The following is a 16,420-nucleotide window of genomic DNA, read 5'->3' as shown; positions in this document are numbered from 1 at the left end:
GCGCCGGTCAGGCGACTAGGTTTCGACTTCCGGTCTTAGCGACGGCCGCGCCGAACCGCCACCCCCAGCAGACGCCGATCAGGCGGCGGGAGGGGCGGTGAAGGCGTCGGCCGCCGCACGCGCCTGGCGACGCGTCTCGGCCGAGGTGACCGGAGTCAGGCGCTGCACGGCGGCCAGCGCCTGCTGGTCGCCGCGACGGGCCGCGATCATGTACCACTTGAAGGCTTCGGCGGCGTTCGGCGCCACGCCTTCGTCGCCCTTTTCGTAGATCTTGGCGACATTGTACTGGCTGTCGACGCGCCCGGCCTGGGCCGACTTCTTGAACCAGGACAGGGCCTCGGGCCGGTTCTTGGCGCCGCCTTCGCCTTCGTACAACTGCATGGCGTAGAATTGCATGGCGCGGGCGTCGCCGCCCTCGGCCGCACGGCGCGCCCAGTTGCGCGACTCGACCGGATCGGCCGTCAGGCCCGCTCCGCCTTCCTGGTACAGGCCCGCCAGACGCATCTGCGCCGGACCATAGCCCAGCTCGGCGGCCCGCTTCAGGGACGCCAGACCGCTGTCGTCGCCATTGTCGATCAACTGCACCGCGCGGGCGAACAGGATCGCGCCCTCGGTCGCCGCCGCGTCGGGAGACGGCGTCGCCTCGGTCGGCGTCGCGTTCAAAGCTACGGCGGCGATCGGCGGCGTGGCCGTCCTGGGCGCCTGCGGGGCGCCGGTCAGGGCCGCGACGCCGGGAAGCTCCAGACCCGATCCCTCGGCCAACTGCAGGGAGGCGTAGCCGCCGCCCATGACCAGGGCCGCGACTGCCGAGGCGCCCAAGGCCTTGCCCACGGTCGAGCCGCCGCGCGTCGCCTGTTTGTCCAGACGTTCCTGCAGCTTGGACTTGCCGCCGCGTTTCAGCTTCAGACCGAACCCCTGACGAGCAGGGGGTTCTTCGGCCTGGGTCATGGCGGCGCGGGCCGCCTCCAACGCGCCGCGCGTCGATGCGCGACCGTCAGTCGCTTCGGCTTGCAGGGCGCGCGGATCGATGAAGTCGCTGTCGGCCAGGAAGCCGTCGTCGCCTTCCGGCGCATCCACCAGAGGCGGCAGGGCGCCGATCGCGCCGTCGGAGGCGCCCAGGACATCGCTGACGTCGGCACCGCCGAAGTCGCCCGCCGACATGGCGGGTTCAACGTTGACCGGGGGCGGCGCGGCCGTTGGCGCAAAGACGTCCCCGAAGCCGTCGTCCGGCAGATGGGTCGAAACGGCGCCGAAACGGGCGCGTTCAGGAGTGGCGCCGAACAGGCCGGCAGGCGCGGCCTCTTCCGTCTTGAGCGTCGGCGCCTCAGCTTCAGCGAAGACGTTCAGTTCGGCGTCCAGAGGATCGTTGAAGACCGGCTCAGGTTCGGAAGCCTGCGGCGAAGGGAAGGGGGCCGCGTCCAGGACGCCGGACAAGGGATCGTCGGACCAGGCCGCGGCCGGTTCGGCGAAGGCCGTGGCGCGCCAGTCGTCGCCGGCGCTCTCGGACGGGCTCCAGGGCGCGGGCTCTGGGCTTTCCAGAGGCACGTCGCGTCGCGACGGCCGCGCGGCCGAGCGCTGCTCGATATTCTCGCGGGCCTCGGCCAGCAGGCGCGCCGTGCGCTCCTCGCTCTGGCGCATGCGCTCGCCCAGCTCGCCCGAAGCGCGGTCGTAGCGTTGTTCGAACCGGTCGGAGCTTTCCGACAGGCGGCGACCGATGTCGTCCAGAGCCTGGGCCGAGCGGCGTTCCGACTGGGCGATGCGTTCGCTCAGACGATCCGAGATGCGGGTGATCTCGCCGCCCAGACGTTCCAGAGCCAGGGCGTGCTGGTCGTCGGACCGGGTGATGCGCTGTTCCACCGCCTGGGCGTGGCGCTGCATCTCGCGGTCGAGCTTCTCGTCCAGATCGCGGCCGAGGGCGTCGATCCGAGCTTCGATCCCTTCAGAGCCGACGCCGCCCTGTTCGACGGTTTCGACGCGGGTGTTCAGGTTCTGAGCGATGCGCAGGACTTCGCGGCCCATGGCTTCGACCGCCGCGGCCGAGCGCTGCTCGGAGGCGCGCGCCTGATCGCCGATGCCGGCCAGGGCGCGCTCGATGCGATCGACACGGCTTTCGGTCTCGGCCGCGTCGAGGCGGCGCATCATCTCGTGGCGGCTGGTCTCGACCTGACGGGTCAGGGTCTCGGCCAGCTTTTCAAAGCGGGCGGCTTCGCGCGCATGCTCGGGTTCGATCCGGCTCTCGGCGTCGCGCAGGCGAAGATCAAGCGCGGCGAAGGAGCGTTCCAGTCCCTTCAGCGCCTCGGAGGTCCGTGTCTGGGCCTCATCCAGACGATGGCCGACCTGACCCAGAAGGTCGGTTCCCGGTCCGGGGCCGGCGGCCTTTTCCACCGCCGTCATCCGCTCGCGCAGTTCGCCGATAGTGTTGCGTTGGCGTTCGTCCAGATCGAACAGGCGGCTGGACACGGCGCCCACGGCGTCGTTCAGCCTGTCCACGCCTTCTTCGGCCTTGGGCGCGACCTCGGCCTCGAAGCGGCGTAGGCGGCGATGGCCCTCGCGCAGTTCCTCGGCGATGTCGTCGATGCGCTTGGCGTAGCCGGCGCCCACGCGATCCTGTCCATCCAGACGACGCACCAGACCGGCCACGGCTTGGTCGATGCCCTGGATCGCCACGGTGGAGCGGCGTTCGGAGGCTTCCAGACGTTCGGCGATGGCCTCCAGCGAGGCGCCGATGCGGCCCAGGCCTTCATGCGAAGCATAGCCGTCATAGGCGTCGTCCAGGCGACGCGAACGGCTGCGGCGATCATAGGGGTCGGGAATGGGCGAACGGCGGGGCAGGGGCGTGACGCCCTCGTCCTCGTCCGGCTCGTCCATGATCATCGAATTCAGCCATTCGCCCAGCGTCATGCCGGAGCGACGCGCAAGGTCCTTGGCGATTTCGCGCGCCTTGGGATCAATCCCCTTAACGCTCCAAGGCGCTGCTGCGCTCACTGATTCGCCTCCTGACCTAGAATCGAAACGCTAACGCTCCAGATCAAGCGTGTAAACGTGCTGTTAACCGCAACATCTGGCGCCTCGGCGACTGAATCATCTCGGCAACAGGTTGGATTTGAGGGCTTCTGTCGCGCCGACATGGTTAACGAGGCGTAAAGCTTCGCCTTTGAGGCCTCAAACGGCTTGCGCGACGGCGCGCGCCACGCCACCTGCCATCGCCATGGACCTGTCGCTGACCCTGACCCTGCTGGCCGTCTCCGTGGCCGTCGCCGTCTTTTCCGGCTGGCGCGGCGCGCGACCGCCGGACCTGTCGAAGGGGCCCCGCATGGCGCCCTGGCGCTTCATCATGCTGGTCGCGGCGGCGCTCGCCTTCCTGTTGCTGATCCACCTCGCCTCGACGCTCGGCGGGCGGACCTATCCGACGTCCTACTAGGCTTGGGTCGCTTCGGCGGAATTAGGCTCCGCCGAAGCACCAGGCCAGCACCGCCTTCTGGGCATGGATGCGGTTCTCGGCCTCGTCCCAGATCAGGGACTGGGGACCGTCGATGACGGCGTCCGTCACCTCCTCGCCGCGGTGGGCGGGCAGGCAGTGCAGGAAGACCGCGTCCTCGTTCGCCTCGGCCATCAGGGCTTCGTCGACGGTATAGGGCTCGAAGGCGGCCAGGCGGGCCTCGTAGTCCTGATCCCCCATGGAGACCCAGGTGTCGGTGACGACCACGTCGGCGCCCTGAACGGCTTCACGCGGGTCGGAGGTCAGGTGGACATAGGCGCCGCCCTTCTCCAGGTCGCGCAGGTCCGGATGATATTCAGCCGGGCAGGCCACGTTCAGGCGGAAGCCGAACTTGGGCGCGGCGTGCATGAAGCTGTGGCAGACGTTGTTGCCGTCGCCGACCCAGGCGATGGTCTTGCCCTCGACCGGGCCCAGGTGTTCCTCGATCGTCAGCAGGTCGGCCAGGATCTGACAGGGGTGGCTGCGATCCGTCAGGCCGTTGACCACGGGCACGGTCGCGACGCGGGCGAAGCGTTCGACGTCCTCATGGTCGTTGGCGCGGATCATCACGGCGTCGACCATGCGCGACAGGACCTTGGCCGTATCCTCGACCGGTTCGCCCCGACCCAACTGCATGTCCGAGGCGGTGGCGATGATGGAGGCGCCGCCCAGTTGGCGGATGGCGGCGTCGAAGCTGAAACGGGTGCGCGTCGAGTTCTTCTCGAAGATCATGGCCAGGACGCGGTCCTTGCCCGGCGCGTCGGCGTCGGCGCGCCCCTGGGGCCAGCCCTTGCGGGCCTGTTTGCGGGCGTGGGCGTCGTCCAGGATGGCGCGCAGGTCGGCGGCGTCCAGCCGATGAATGTCGAGGAAGTGACGGACCATGACAGAGCCTCTCCCTCCCCGCTCAGGAGGGGGTGGTCCCGCAGGGACCGGGTGGGGCGGCCTCTGGGAACCTGGAATGAAGGAACAGCGTCCCCACCCGACCTCGCCCCGATGAGGGCCAGGCCCCTCCCCAAGCGGGGAGGGGGAAAGCACTTAGGCCGCCAGTTTCGTCCGGGCGAACTCGCAGGCCTTTTCGACCCGTTCGACGGCCTCGCGGGCCTCGTCCAGGGTGATGTTCAGCGGGGGCAGGATGCGCACCAGGTTGTCGCCGCCGCCGGCGACCAGCAGCTTCGCCTCGTCGCGGGCCCAGCCCATGAACTCACGGTTGTTGGGGACCAGCTTCAGGCCCAACAGCAGGCCCTTGCCGCGCACCTCGACGATCACGTCGGGGAAGCGCTCCTGCAGGCCGTGCAACTGCTGCTTCAGATAGCCGGCGATCTCGTTGACGTTGGCGATGACCGCATCCGACGAGATCTCGTCGAAGGCCGCCTTGCCGACCGCCATGGCCAGGGGGTTGCCGCCGAAGGTCGAGCCGTGGGCGCCGACGGTCATGCCCTTGGCCGCCTCGGCCGTGGCCAGGCAGGCGCCGATGGGGAAGCCGCCGCCCAGGGCCTTGGCCACCGCCATGATGTCCGGCGCCATGCCGGCCCATTCGTGGGCCCACAGCTTGCCGGTCCGACCCATGCCGCACTGGACCTCGTCGAAGATGATGAGGACGCCGTTGGCGTCGGCCGTTTCACGCATCCAGCGCAGGTCCTCTTCCGAGGTGGCGCGGCAGCCGCCCTCGCCCTGGACCGGCTCCAGGATGACGGCGGCCGTGGTCGGGTTCTCGAAGGCGGCCTTCAGGGCTTCCTTGTCGCCCCACTTCAACTGATGGAAGCCCTGCATCGGCGGGCCGAAGCCTTCGGTGTAGCTGGGGTTGGCGGCCGCGTTGATGCCGCCGTAGGTGCGGCCGTGGAAGGAGCCGTCGAAGCCGTAGATGTCGATGCGTTCCGGCTGACCGTTGGCGTGGTGATACTTGCGCGCCGTCTTCAGGGCGCATTCCACGGCCTCGGTGCCCGAGTTGGCGAAGAAGACCACTTCCGCGAAGGACTTGGCGCACAGGGCGTCAGCCAGTTCGTCCTGACCGGGAATCTTGAAGATGTTGGAGACGTGCCACAGCTTGTCGGCCTGGGCCTTCAGGGCCTCGGCCAGCTTCGGGTTGGCGTGGCCCAGGGCGTTGGTGGAGATGCCCGAGACGCAGTCCAGATACTCCGTGCCGTCCTTGGCCCACAGTCGGACGCCCTGGCCGCGATCCACCTCCAGCGGCGCGCGATTGTAGACACCCATCAGATGACCGGACACTGGGCAGACTCCATAAAAGCGGACGGTCCCGAAGCCTTGGCTGCGGGACCGCATTGAAAAAGGGCGCTGGTCTTGTCGGGCGCTACGGACGCTTAGTCAACACCGCCCGGAAAGCGCCGGACCGTGCTGCGCCGTTCGCCCTATCGGTCGGCCTCGCGGCTGACGCGCAGGGCCAGGTCGGCGACGAACAGGCCGAAGCGGGCGACATCGGCGCCGTTCAGACGCTCGATCCGGTCCTCGGCCGTGTGGATGCGCTGGAAGACCGGCGGGACGAAGCCTTCGGCCAGGCCGTTTTCCTTACCGCCGTTGAAGGCCAGCCACATCTGGTGGGCGCCGATCGCATCCTGGGTTCCCAGCGACACCACGGGGACGCCGGCGGCCGAGAAGACCCTGTCGTCGCTAGGCGGATAGACGGGGAAGGCGACGCAATCCACGCCGCGCTCGGCGCATTGCAGCCGCAGGGCGCGCAGGACGAAGGCCGACTGATCGCCGACGTTCTCGCCGTACATGACCGTCTCGCCATAGGCGGCGACGTCGGCGTTGACGACGGCCTCGATGCGCGCCTTGTCATGGCCTTCCAGCCATTTGCGGGCGCCGATCAGGCCCAGTTCTTCCTGGTCGGTGAAGACGAAGATGAAGCGGTGGGACGTCGGTTGGGCGTGAAGCCCTTCCTTCAGGGCCGAAGCCGCCTCGATCATGGCCAGGACCGAACCGGCGTTGTCGACGATCCCCTGGGACATGGATCCGTCGCGCAGCTTCACGGCGTCATAGTGGGCGGTCAGGACGATGTCCTTCTCGCCTGCGCCCAGGGTCACGACGACATTGGTTCCGGGCAGCGGACCTATCCGCTCGTTGCCGCCTTCGAAGGCCTGGGTCGTGAACGGCAGGCCCGCCGCCGTCAGGGCCGCCTTGACGGAGTCCAGGCGCGCGGCGTTCGAGGGTTGGACGAAGCTGCGCGCCGTCGCCTCGATGCGCGCGCCGGGCGTCGTTTCCAGCGCCGCGGCGGAGGTCGCGGCCAGCAGGGCGACGGATGCGGCAAGGACGCGGATCAGCATGAAGATATCTCCCCTTCGACCCTCCCCAGGGCCGATCATCCGTCCTGCCTAGAGGCTTAGCTCTTCAGGCGCCAGCCTGAACGGAAGATCAGCCAGCAGGCGACGCCCATGAGCAGGGTCAGGACGGCGCTCATGATCATGCCGACGGCCAGCGAGCCCTCGGCATGACCGATGAAGCCGGCCCGGAAGCCGTCGATCAGGTAGAAGAAGGGGTTGAAGCGGCTGATGCTGGCGAAGGGCTCGGGCAGGTTGTCGACCAGATAGAAGGTCCCCGACAGGAAGGTCATCGGCATGACCACGAAGTTCTGCACCGCCGACAGGTGGTCGAACTTCTCGGACCAAAGACCCGCCAGAACGCCGAGCATGCCCATCAGCAGCGAGGCGATCAGGCCGAACCAGAGGATCAGGAAGACATTGGCCAGGCCCAGCTTGGCGAAGGGCAGGACGCACAGGGCCGTCACCAGGCCGACCACGACGCCGCGCGTCGCGGCGCCCAGGGTGAAGCCGATCGTCAGTTCCAGCGGGCTGAGCGGCGGGGTCAGGAAGTCGGTGGCCGTGCCCATGATCTTGGCCTGGATCAGGCTGGACGAGGCGTTGGCGAAGGCGTTCTGCAGGATGGCCATCATGATCAGGCCCGGCGCCACGAACTCGGCGAAGGGCGTGCCGTGCAACGGCGGGCGGGCGCCCTTCAGCGCGACCACGAAGACCAGCATGTAGAGCAGGGTCGTCACCACCGGCGCCGCGATCGTCTGCGCGCCCACCTTCCAGAAACGACGCACCTCGCGCAGATAGAGGGTGCGCAGGCCCACCCAGTTGATCCCGTCATAGCGACGCGGCTGGGGCAGGCCGGAAGGGTGTTCTGCGGGGCGGGCGGGGGCGAGATCGGTCGTCATGGCCGCCCAGATGCGCCCGCAAAGCTGGTTTCGCAAGGCGCCCGACGTTATCCGGCCGCTCCGAAACCTGAGTCAAAACGGGACATTAACCACACTACATCTGGTTTCTGTGGACAGCCGAATTGCTACATCTTGCGCGTTTTAAGGCCTGCTTTACGATTAGTAGCGGGTCGAGCCGAAGAAAATCCGACAAGACCCAAGATATTGAATCCGACTTCCCCGGGAGGGTCGCCATGACCGCAGGCTGGACTGAAGACCGCGTCGGCGCGTTGAAGAAACTCTGGCTGGAAGGCCAGTCCGCGAGCCAGATCGCCAAGGCCCTGGGCGGCGGCGTGACGCGCAACGCCGTGATCGGCAAGGTGCACCGCCTGGGCCTGTCGGGCCGGGCCGCCCCGTCGCAACCCGCCCGCACCACCTTCCGCGCTGCGGCCCGGCCGCGTCCGGCCGCGCCGGCCACCCCCCCGCAGGCCCCTTCGGCGCCGCGCCGCATCGAAGCCGTGGCTCCGCGTCCGGCGATGCCGGCGCCCCAGACTCCGACCCCCGCCCCCGCGCCGGAACTGCCCGGCACGGCCACGGTGATGACCCTGGGCGCCCATATGTGCAAATGGCCGATCGGCGACCCGTCGTCGCGCGAGTTCAGCTTCTGCGGCCGCCGTGCTTCGGAAGGCGTCTACTGCGTCGAGCACGCCCGCGTCGCCTACCAGCCCCAGGTCCGCAAGGGCGCCAAGGACGGCGCCAGCGAGCTGGCCCGCAGCCTGCGTCGCTATATCTAGGGCGCTATCGCTGGCCGCGCGAGGGCTCGTTGCCTGAGCAGCTCTTTGCGCGCCTATGCTCACAACGCGGTTGCTCGCGACTTGAGTGCTAGAGCGACCTGAGCTTCTCCCGTCCGGTTCGCCGGACGGGATCAAGGCGGGGGCTGCGGTTCATCCGGGTTGACGCAGCCCCTTTCGCCCTCGTCCCTCGGCGAGGGTTTTTTCTTGGCCGTCGCGAACGAACGTTCGCCTGCCTCAACAACCGAAAGTAGCTTGGCGCCGCCGTTTTTCTGACAAGGTGTGGCCCGGCTGCTCTAGCGGAGGTCGCATCCGATCGGGCAAGGCTGTTTTGCTTTCGTTCCCCTTTCGCTGGAGGCTGCAGGCTCGCGCACCATGGACTCGTCGTCGTTGCCCAGCGTCCTGTCGAGTCCTGAGGTCCAGGCCTTCGCCACCGGCTTTCCTGTCCTGATCCTGCACCTTCTGGTGACCTTCGGCCTGCTGGCCATGGGCGCGACGGTCTACGCCCTGCTGACGCCGTGGCGCGAGGTGGGGTTGATCCGTGAAGGGAACTCGGCCGCCGCCGTGGCCTTCGCCGGGGTTCTGGTCGGGCTGGCGATTCCCCTGGCCGTCTCCCTCTCGGTTTCGACCTCCATCCGCGACATCGCCATCTGGGGCGTGGCGACGGTGGTGATTCAGCTCTTCGCCTTCCGCGTCGTCGACATGCTGCTGACCGGCCTGCCGCAGCGGATCGAGAAGAACGAGGTCTCGGCCGCCGTCGTCCTGGCGGGCGCCAAGCTGGCCACGGCCCTGATCCTGGCCGCCGCCCTGACGGGCTGAGCGCCTCGCGATGCGCTTTCCCCATCTGCCGGACTGGACCATCTACGCCGCCGTGATCGGGGCCTTGCTGATCGTGTCTCTCGGCCGACGGGAAAAGGCGGACGCGCCCAAGATCCCCGCCGACGACGAGGCGCACGGGCCCTTGCTGGGGCCGGTGACGCCTTTCGACCCCTCCGTCACGGTGATCGCGCCGGACACGCCCTTCCAGCCCTCGTCGGGTACGGCCTTTTCCATCGCGGCCGACGGTCGGTGGGTCACGGCGCGGCATGTGGTCGAGGGGTGCCGCCGTCCGGCCCTGGTGATCGGCGGCGGACGCGCCCTGGCGGCCGACGTGCGTCTGGCCTCGCGCGCCGACGTGGCCCTCCTGTTGACCGAGGGCGGGCCGCCGGCCCTGCCGGTCGTGACGGACGAGCCCTTGCGCAAGGGCCAGCGCGCCTATCACCCGGGCTTCCCTCAAGGCGCGCCTGGCGAGGTGGCGTCGCGCCTGCTGGGTCGCGAGACGCTGAAAATCCGAGGGCGCGGCGAGCGGGACGAGCCGGTCCTGGCCTGGGCCGAAGCCGGCCGCACCAAGGGGCTGAAGGGAACCTTGGCGGGCCTGTCCGGCGCGCCCGTCCTGGATCGCAAGGGGCAGGTTCTGGGCGTGACCATAGCGGAATCGCCGCGCCGGGGCCTGATCTACACCACGGCGCCGGACACCTTCGTGCCCGCCATCCGGGGCGAACGCGACCGTCACGAAAAGGCGCGCGGCGAGGCCGTGACCACCGACAACTACGGCAAGGTCGCCGACCGTCTGCGCCGTGACCTGCGCGTGGCCCAGGTGGTCTGCCTGACGACCTAGAAAACCTCCCCCGTCGCAAGGCGACGGGGGAGAAGGGCGGCTTACTTCAGCGAGGCGCTGTTCAGGTCCAGGTCAGTCAGGGGGATGACCTCGACGGTCGGGTACTTGGTCCGCAGGGAGTCGATGAACTTGGACGCGTCGCCGACGATGACCAGGCTGGCCCGGTCGGTCGGCAGGTGTTCGGCGAAGGCGGCCTCGACCTGTTGCGGCGTGACCGAGCGCACGCGGCCGGCGTAGTCGGCCAGGTCGCTCATCGGCAGGTCGTAGAGGGCTAGGTTGGCCACCAGGCCGCCCAGACCGTCCACCGTCTCCAGCGAACGACCGAAACCGCCGATCAGCGTCGCGCGACGCGGGGCCAGTTCGGCTTCGGTCGCGGGGCTGGTTCCCAGCCTGCCGACCTCGGCCAGGATCAGGTCGGCCACCTCGGTCGCCGTCTCGTTCTTGGTCTGGGTCGAGGCGGTGAAGACGCCGACGTCCTGCTGGGCGCCGACCGAGGAGCGGGCGCCGTAGGACAGGCCGCGCTTGATGCGGATTTCCTGGTTCAGACGCGAGGAGAAGCCGCCGCCCAGCAGGGTGTTGCCCAGGGTCAACGGGAAGTAGTCGGCGTCGGTCCGCTTGATCCCGCGGATGGCGGCGACGACGGCGGCCTGGCCCGCGCCCGGCTGGTCGATGACGACGATGCGCGGCGGCAGGGTCTGACCGGCCTTGGCGACGGGAACCGGAGCAGCGGTCGCCGGGTCGCGCCAGTCGCCGAAGGCCTGCTGCGCCAACTCGCGGGCCTCGGCGGGGGTTACGGCGCCCGAGAAGACGATCGTGGCCTGCGACGGGCGATAGCGGGCGGCGTGGAAGGCGGCCACGTCGTCGCGGGTGATGGCCGGGACGCTGGTCAGGGTGCCGCTTCCGGGCGCGCCGTAGGGGGCGTCGCCGTAGATGACGCGGCCGACCGACTGGGCGGCGACGGAGCCGGGCTGGCTGAGGGCCACGCGCAGGCCGTCAAGCGTCTGCGACTGCTGGCGTTCCAACTCCTCGGCGGCGAAGGCCGGGTTGCGCACCAGATCGGCCATCAGCGCCAGCGAGCGGCCGAACACGTCCTTGGGCGCATTGGCGTAGACATTGGTGAAGTCGGAACCCGAGCCCGCACCGATGTTGGCGCCCAACTGTTCGATGGCGGTGGCGATCTCGGGGGCCGACTTGGTGGTCGTGCCCTGAGTCAAAAGGCCGGCGGTCATGGAGGCCACGCCCGGCTTGCCCGCCGGGTCATTGGCCGAGCCGGCGTTGAAGTTCAGACGCGCCGAGACCAGGGGCAGGCCCTGGGTCGGGGCGACCAGAACCCGCATGCCGTTGGCCAGGCGGAAGTCGGCGACGGCGGGGGTGGCCGGGGCGACTTCTGCGCCCGGCTGGGGCAGGCGGGCGCGCTCGGCTTCCGGCAGCAGGACGGCGACCGGACCGGCGGGGGCCAGTTCGGCCACGGTGACGGGGGCGTCCACGTTCATCTTCTGCACGCTGGCCGGATGGGCCTCGTCGGCGGGCAGGTAGTTGATGGTGATCTGGCGCTGCGGCGTCAGATAGCGACGGGCCACGCGCTGCACGTCGGCGGCGGTGACGGCCTGGATCTCGGCGATCTCGCGGTCGGCGGCGGTTGCGTCCCCGGTCATGATCAAGGCCATGCCCAGAGTGGTGGCGCGGTCGTCGATGCTTTCGCGGCCGCGCAAGGCGTTGGCGACCAGCTCGTTCTTGGCTTCGCTCAGTTCGGCGGCGGTGATCGGGGCGTCGCGCAGACGGGCGATTTCGGCCTCGAGCGCGGTCTTGCCGGCTTCGACCGACTGGCCGTCGGCCATGATGGCGTAGGCGGTCAGGTTGCCGGCCTGCTGGGCGAAGTCGGGGCTGGAGCCGATGGTCGAGGCGATCTGCTTGTCATAGACCAGCGAGCGATAGAGGCGGCTGGATTCGCCGGTCGACAGCACGCCGTCCAGCACGGACAGGGCGGCGCGGTCGGCGTCCTTGTAGGCCACGGTGTTCCAGGCCAGGGCCACGGCGGGCAAGGGCACGTTGGGCGCGTAATAGGTGGCGGTGCGCGGGCCCGTCGGTTCCGGCTCCTTCACGTCGTTGACCGGCATGGGCGTCGCCGGTCGCTTCAGCGGGGCGAAGTATTCGTCCACCCAGGCGTCCAACTGGGCCTGGTCGAAGTTGCCGGCCACGATCAGCATGGCGTTGTCGGGCCGGTAGTAGGTGGCGTGGAAACGCAGCACGTCGTCCAGGGTCGAGGCGTTCAGCTCCTCGATCGAACCGATGCCCGGACGGCGATAGGGGTGATCCTGATAGATGGTCTCGGGCGTGAACAGGCCGAATAGACGGCCGTAGGGGCTGGCCAGGATCCGCTGACGGTATTCCTCCTTCACCACGTCGCGCTCGGATTCGAAGGTCTTCTGATCCACCACCAGCGAGCCCATGCGGTCGGCCTCGGCGAAGAGGATGCGCTGCAGGTGGTTGGCGGGGACCACTTCGTAATAGGCGGTGACGTCGTCGGCGGTGAAGGCGTTGTTCATGCCGCCGACGTCCTCGGTCAGACGGTCGAAGGTCTCGGACGGCATGTTCTTCGTCGACTTGAACAGCAGGTGTTCGAACAGGTGGGCGAAGCCTGAACGGCCTGCCGGATCGTCCTTCGAACCGACGCGATACCAGACCTGGACCGTGACGTTCGAGGTCGAGGCGTCGCGGGCGGTGTAGACCTCCATGCCGTTGGCCAGGACGCGCTTGTGGAAGCCCAGCGGCGGCACGACGACCCCGCCCTGTGCAGCAGCGGCGGTCGCGGCGGGCGGCGCGCCCTCGGCGGAAGCGGCGGCGGGCAGGCCCAGCAACAGGGCCGAGGCGCAGGCGGTCAGGATCAGGCGGGTCTTCATGGCGTCAGGTTCCGGTCGCCCGCCGGCCGCGCCGGGGGCAGGTCGACCGAACCCTATCAGCGTCCAAAGCCGCCGCGCACCTTACGGTGCTGTAATGAAACGAGGCGTTCAGCCCTGGCGGCCGAACACCTCGACGCCGATCTCACCGTCCGTGGTCAGCCAGGCGCGTTTCATGCCCTGGCTGTTGAAGGGGTGAGAGATACGGCCCGCGCGGTCGAGCGCGATCAGGCCGCCGTCGCCGCCCAGGCCGCCGATACGGTCGATGGTCGCCTGCGACGCCTCGGCCAGCGACTGACCGGCGGCCACGCCGAAGGCGGTGCGGGCGGCGGCGGCGACGCGGATGAAGTATTCGCCCTGGCCGGTGCAGGAGACGGCGGCGTGCTCGTCGGCCCAGGTGCCGGCGGCGGGAATGGGGGTGTCGCCGACGCGGCCCGGCATCTTGCCGAAGACGCCCGCCGTCGAGGTGGCGGCGGCCAGACGGCCCTGACTGTCCAGCACGCAGCAGCCGACGGTGCCGTGGCCCAGGACGCCGGGCGGATGATTGTCCTCGCCCTGACCGGCGCGGGTGAACCAGGCCTCCTCGTCGCCGATGGCTTCCAGGCCCTGGTCATGGGCGAACAGGGCGGCGCCTTCGCCGGCCAGCATGACGTGGGGAGTGCGGTCCATCACGGCGCGGGCGGCGACGACCGGGTTGCGGAAGCCCTGCAGGGCGGCGACGGCGCCGGCCTTGCCGCTTGCGCCGTCCATGAGAATGGCGTCCAGTTCATAGGCGCCGGCCAGGTTGGGCGAGGCTCCGCGACCGGCGACATAGAGGCCGGAGTCCTCCAGCATGACCACGGCCTCGACGGCCACGTCCACGGCCGAGGCGCCGGCGTCCAGCCGCGCCTTCATCGCCTCGACCACTTCGCGCATGTGCACGACCTCGGCGTCGTAGTTGCGCTCGCGCCGGGCGCCGGCGCCGCCGTGGAGGATGAGGGCCGTCGCCGCCATGAGGATCTCCTGAAAGTCGGTTCGGCCTCTATGAATCGGGCCGCGCGCTGATTAGCGTCGCAATCGTGTCGGCGCCATGGCCCGACGGGGGATTAGAGAAAAGAACCCATATGCGCGCAGTCCTGTCCAAGGCCGTCGGCGGCCCTGAAGCCCTGGTTGTCGAGGAGGTCATGGATCCCACGCCCAAGCCGGGCGAGGTGGTGATCGAGGTCAAGGCCGTGGGGATCAACTACCCCGACACCCTGATCATCGAGGACAAGTACCAGTTCAAGCCCGAACGGCCCTTCTCGCCGGGCGGCGAGGTGGCGGGCGTGGTCGATGCGGTGGGCGAGGGCGTCAAGGGCGTGTTCCGGGGCGACCGCGTCATCGCCGTGCCGGGCTGGGGCGGTCTGGTCGAACGTCTGGCGGTCCCGGCCGACAGCCTGATCCCCGTCCCCGACGGCATGGATTTCGAGACGGCGGCCGCCCTGGTCCTGACCTACGGCACGGCCTACTACGCCCTGAAGGATCGGGCCAACCTGCAGCCGGGCGAGACCCTGTTGGTGCTGGGCGCCGCGGGCGGCGTCGGCGCCGCCGCCGTCGAATTGGGCAAGGCCATGGGCGCGCGCGTGGTCGCCGCAGCCTCGACCAACGACAAGGTGGAGTTCGCCCTGGAGCTGGGGGCCGACAACGGCCTGATCTATCCGTCCGGTCCGATGGACAAGGCGGCGCAGAAGGCCCTGTCGGGCGAGCTGAAGCTGGCCACCGGCCGCGACGGCGCCGACGTGGTGTTCGACGGGGTCGGCGGCGACTACGCCGAGCCGGCCCTGCGCGCCATGGACTGGAACGGCCGCTATCTGGTGATCGGTTTCCCGGCGGGCATCCCGTCCCTGCCGCTGAACCTGACTTTGTTGAAGTCGGTGTCGGTGATCGGGGTCTTCTGGGGGGCGGCCGTCGCGCGTGACCCCAAGGGGCACGCGGCCAACATGGCCGAGCTGATGCAGCTGTGGGCCGACGGCAAGATCAAGCCGCGCGTCAGCCGGACCTATCCGCTGGAAGACGCCCATGAGGCGATCAAGGCCCTGGGCGATCGCCAGGCCATGGGCAAGATCGTGGTGACGACCGAGGGATAGGCGCGGGGCCGGGCCGAAGCCTAGCCTGCGTCGTCGCGGACCTTCTTCAGCGCCGCCTCTGCCTGTTCATGATGGCGGCGCTTCACATGGGCGCCGAGGGTGGCCAGGACCGCGGCGATCACCGCCGCGTCGTCGGTGAAGCCGATCCCGGCGAAGACGTCGGGAATGGCGTCGACCGGCATGACGAAATAGGCCAGGGCGCCCAGCATGATCCCCTTGGCGGCCATCGGGGTCTGCGGGTCCTGGGTCGCGTACCAGGCGGCCAGGGCCTGGCCTGCGAAGGGGATGCGCGCGGCCGTGCGCCGGATCTTGGGCCAGAAGCCCTTGCGGACGCGCATTTCATTGACCTTCTGGACGGTGGGGACCAGGGCCTTGTTCGGGTCGATGGCGTTCTCGGGCGACGCCGGTTTGGCTTTGGCGGTCATGCCCGCTAAATCCTCGCGCAAGCACTCGGTTCACAGGAATATAGGGACGATTTCCATGAAACTCGACGGTTCGATTTCGGCGGTGGTGACGGGCGGGGCTTCCGGCCTCGGCGAAGGCACGGCGCGGGCCCTGGCGGCCAAGGGCGTCAAGGTCGCCCTGTTCGACCTGAACGAAGAGCGCGGCGAGGTCATCGCCCAGGAGATCGGCGGCGTCTTCTGCAAGGTGGACGTGACCTCGGACGACAGCGTCAAGGCAGGGTTCGAGAAAGCCCGCGCCGCCCATGGCCAGGAACGCTTGACCGTCAACTGCGCCGGCATCGCCACTGGCCAGAAGACCGTGTCGCGCAACCGCGAGACCCAGGAACCGCGCGCCCACGACATGGCCCAGTTCGAGCGCACCGTCTCGATCAACCTGTTCGGCACCTTCCGCGTCCTGTCGCAATCGGCGGCGGGCATGGTGACGCTGGAGCCCATGGAGGACGGCGAGCGCGGCCTGATCGTCAACACCGCATCGGTCGCGGCCCAGGACGGCCAGATCGGCCAGGCGGCCTATTCGGCCTCCAAGGGCGGCGTCTACGCCATGACCCTGCCGGTCGCGCGCGACCTGATGAACGAGGGCGTGCGGGTCAACACCATCCTGCCCGGCATCATGTGGACGCCGATGATGGCCGGCATGGACCAGAAGGTGCAGGACGCCCTGGCCGCCATGATCCCCTTCCCCAAGCGCCTGGGCACGCCGGCCGACTACGCCGCCCTGGCCCTGCACCTGGCCGAGAACACCTATATCAACGGAGAATGCATCCGCCTGGACGGGGCTATTCGTCTGGCGCCGCGCTGATCCTCAGCGCGGCTGGGGCCGCTATCGCTCGCCGCGCGGCGGCTCGCTGCTTGAGCGGGTGCGCGAGGAGGTAGCG

The 16,420-nt window shown here is 69.3% G+C and carries 14 protein-coding genes; 6 read left to right on the top strand and 8 right to left on the bottom strand.

What is annotated here, in order from left to right; genetic code table 11:
- Positions 1-78 precede the first annotated feature (78 nt).
- The gene (locus ABIE19_RS09255; RefSeq protein WP_354088878.1) at positions 79-2,985 is read right to left on the bottom strand and encodes a hypothetical protein; all 2,907 of its coding nucleotides are present in this window, start codon (positions 2,983-2,985) and stop codon (positions 79-81) included.
- Between the two features lie 223 nt (positions 2,986-3,208).
- Here ABIE19_RS09255 and ABIE19_RS09250 point away from each other — a divergent pair, with 223 nt between their 5' ends.
- Positions 3,209-3,421 carry a hypothetical protein gene (locus ABIE19_RS09250; protein WP_354088877.1) on the top strand — a complete coding sequence of 71 codons (213 nt, stop codon included), beginning with the start codon at positions 3,209-3,211 and terminating at the stop codon, positions 3,419-3,421.
- A gap of 21 nt (positions 3,422-3,442) precedes the next feature.
- Here the strand turns inward: ABIE19_RS09250 and argF are convergent, their stop codons facing one another.
- The 4 genes from argF to ABIE19_RS09230 form a co-directional block, all read right to left on the bottom strand.
- On the bottom strand, positions 3,443-4,360 hold the full coding sequence (argF, locus tag ABIE19_RS09245; protein WP_354088876.1) for an ornithine carbamoyltransferase: 918 nt from the start codon (positions 4,358-4,360) through the stop codon (positions 3,443-3,445).
- Positions 4,361-4,513: 153 nt separating this feature from the next.
- The gene (locus ABIE19_RS09240) at positions 4,514-5,689 is read right to left on the bottom strand and encodes an aspartate aminotransferase family protein (RefSeq protein WP_354089234.1); all 1,176 of its coding nucleotides are present in this window, start codon (positions 5,687-5,689) and stop codon (positions 4,514-4,516) included.
- A 155-nt stretch (positions 5,690-5,844) separates the two neighbouring features.
- Positions 5,845-6,759, bottom strand: coding sequence for a M28 family metallopeptidase (locus tag ABIE19_RS09235; RefSeq protein ID WP_354088875.1), 915 nt, complete (start codon positions 6,757-6,759; stop codon positions 5,845-5,847).
- 56 nt (positions 6,760-6,815) lie between these two features.
- Positions 6,816-7,652, bottom strand: coding sequence for an ABC transporter permease (locus ABIE19_RS09230; RefSeq protein WP_354088874.1), 837 nt, complete (start codon positions 7,650-7,652; stop codon positions 6,816-6,818).
- A gap of 233 nt (positions 7,653-7,885) precedes the next feature.
- Between ABIE19_RS09230 and gcrA the strand changes: the two genes are divergently transcribed.
- The 3 genes from gcrA to ABIE19_RS09215 all read left to right on the top strand — a co-directional run bounded on the left by gcrA (position 7,886) and on the right by ABIE19_RS09215 (position 10,079).
- A complete protein-coding gene (gene gcrA, locus ABIE19_RS09225; RefSeq protein WP_354088873.1) occupies positions 7,886-8,425 on the top strand; it encodes a cell cycle sigma 70 cofactor GcrA in 540 nt (179 codons plus the stop codon).
- Between the two features lie 372 nt (positions 8,426-8,797).
- Positions 8,798-9,241: a DUF350 domain-containing protein gene (locus ABIE19_RS09220; RefSeq protein ID WP_354088871.1), complete on the top strand. Its 444-nt coding sequence runs from the start codon at positions 8,798-8,800 to the stop codon at positions 9,239-9,241.
- Between the two features lie 10 nt (positions 9,242-9,251).
- A complete protein-coding gene (locus ABIE19_RS09215; protein ID WP_354088870.1) occupies positions 9,252-10,079 on the top strand; it encodes a S1 family peptidase in 828 nt (275 codons plus the stop codon).
- A 41-nt stretch (positions 10,080-10,120) separates the two neighbouring features.
- On the opposite strand, the gene ABIE19_RS09210 is transcribed toward ABIE19_RS09215, so the two are convergent.
- Positions 10,121-12,979 (bottom strand): M16 family metallopeptidase, encoded by a 2,859-nt coding sequence (locus ABIE19_RS09210; RefSeq protein ID WP_354088869.1) that lies wholly within the window; start codon positions 12,977-12,979, stop codon positions 10,121-10,123.
- Between the two features lie 108 nt (positions 12,980-13,087).
- Positions 13,088-13,969 (bottom strand): isoaspartyl peptidase/L-asparaginase family protein, encoded by an 882-nt coding sequence (locus ABIE19_RS09205; RefSeq protein WP_354088868.1) that lies wholly within the window; start codon positions 13,967-13,969, stop codon positions 13,088-13,090.
- 110 nt (positions 13,970-14,079) lie between these two features.
- On the opposite strand from ABIE19_RS09205, the gene ABIE19_RS09200 reads away from it, so the two are divergent.
- Entirely contained in the window at positions 14,080-15,081 is a 1,002-nt protein-coding gene (locus tag ABIE19_RS09200) for an NADPH:quinone oxidoreductase family protein (protein ID WP_354088867.1), read from the top strand.
- Positions 15,082-15,101: 20 nt separating this feature from the next.
- Here ABIE19_RS09200 and ABIE19_RS09195 read toward each other — a convergent pair whose 3' ends face one another.
- Positions 15,102-15,506 carry a YkvA family protein gene (locus ABIE19_RS09195; RefSeq protein WP_354088866.1) on the bottom strand — a complete coding sequence of 135 codons (405 nt, stop codon included), beginning with the start codon at positions 15,504-15,506 and terminating at the stop codon, positions 15,102-15,104.
- Positions 15,507-15,561: 55 nt separating this feature from the next.
- Here ABIE19_RS09195 and ABIE19_RS09190 point away from each other — a divergent pair, with 55 nt between their 5' ends.
- Positions 15,562-16,344 carry an SDR family oxidoreductase gene (locus ABIE19_RS09190; RefSeq protein WP_354088865.1) on the top strand — a complete coding sequence of 261 codons (783 nt, stop codon included), beginning with the start codon at positions 15,562-15,564 and terminating at the stop codon, positions 16,342-16,344.
- The last annotated feature ends 76 nt before the right edge of the window (positions 16,345-16,420 follow it).

Origin of the sequence: Brevundimonas faecalis, assembly GCF_040549405.1 — a bacterium.
GTDB classification, from domain to species: Bacteria; Pseudomonadota; Alphaproteobacteria; order Caulobacterales; family Caulobacteraceae; genus Brevundimonas; species Brevundimonas faecalis.
This window is presented reverse-complemented; position numbering and strand designations above follow the sequence as displayed.

Bases quoted from the DNA above. Each gene is read 5' to 3' on its own strand.
- ABIE19_RS09200 (WP_354088867.1), top strand. From the start codon at position 14,080: ATGCGCGCAGTCCTGTCCAAGGCCGTCGGCGGCCCTGAAGCCCTGGTT.
- gcrA (WP_354088873.1), top strand. From the start codon at position 7,886: ATGACCGCAGGCTGGACTGAAGACCGCGTCGGCGCGTTGAAGAAACTC.
- ABIE19_RS09215 (WP_354088870.1), top strand. From the start codon at position 9,252: ATGCGCTTTCCCCATCTGCCGGACTGGACCATCTACGCCGCCGTGATC.
- ABIE19_RS09205 (WP_354088868.1), bottom strand. From the start codon at position 13,969: ATGGCGGCGACGGCCCTCATCCTCCACGGCGGCGCCGGCGCCCGGCGC.
- argF (WP_354088876.1), bottom strand. From the start codon at position 4,360: ATGGTCCGTCACTTCCTCGACATTCATCGGCTGGACGCCGCCGACCTG.
- ABIE19_RS09230 (WP_354088874.1), bottom strand. From the start codon at position 7,652: ATGACGACCGATCTCGCCCCCGCCCGCCCCGCAGAACACCCTTCCGGC.
- ABIE19_RS09220 (WP_354088871.1), top strand. From the start codon at position 8,798: ATGGACTCGTCGTCGTTGCCCAGCGTCCTGTCGAGTCCTGAGGTCCAG.
- ABIE19_RS09240 (WP_354089234.1), bottom strand. From the start codon at position 5,689: ATGGGTGTCTACAATCGCGCGCCGCTGGAGGTGGATCGCGGCCAGGGC.
- ABIE19_RS09190 (WP_354088865.1), top strand. From the start codon at position 15,562: ATGAAACTCGACGGTTCGATTTCGGCGGTGGTGACGGGCGGGGCTTCC.
- ABIE19_RS09195 (WP_354088866.1), bottom strand. From the start codon at position 15,506: ATGACCGCCAAAGCCAAACCGGCGTCGCCCGAGAACGCCATCGACCCG.
- ABIE19_RS09250 (WP_354088877.1), top strand. From the start codon at position 3,209: ATGGACCTGTCGCTGACCCTGACCCTGCTGGCCGTCTCCGTGGCCGTC.
- ABIE19_RS09210 (WP_354088869.1), bottom strand. From the start codon at position 12,979: ATGAAGACCCGCCTGATCCTGACCGCCTGCGCCTCGGCCCTGTTGCTG.
- ABIE19_RS09235 (WP_354088875.1), bottom strand. From the start codon at position 6,759: ATGCTGATCCGCGTCCTTGCCGCATCCGTCGCCCTGCTGGCCGCGACC.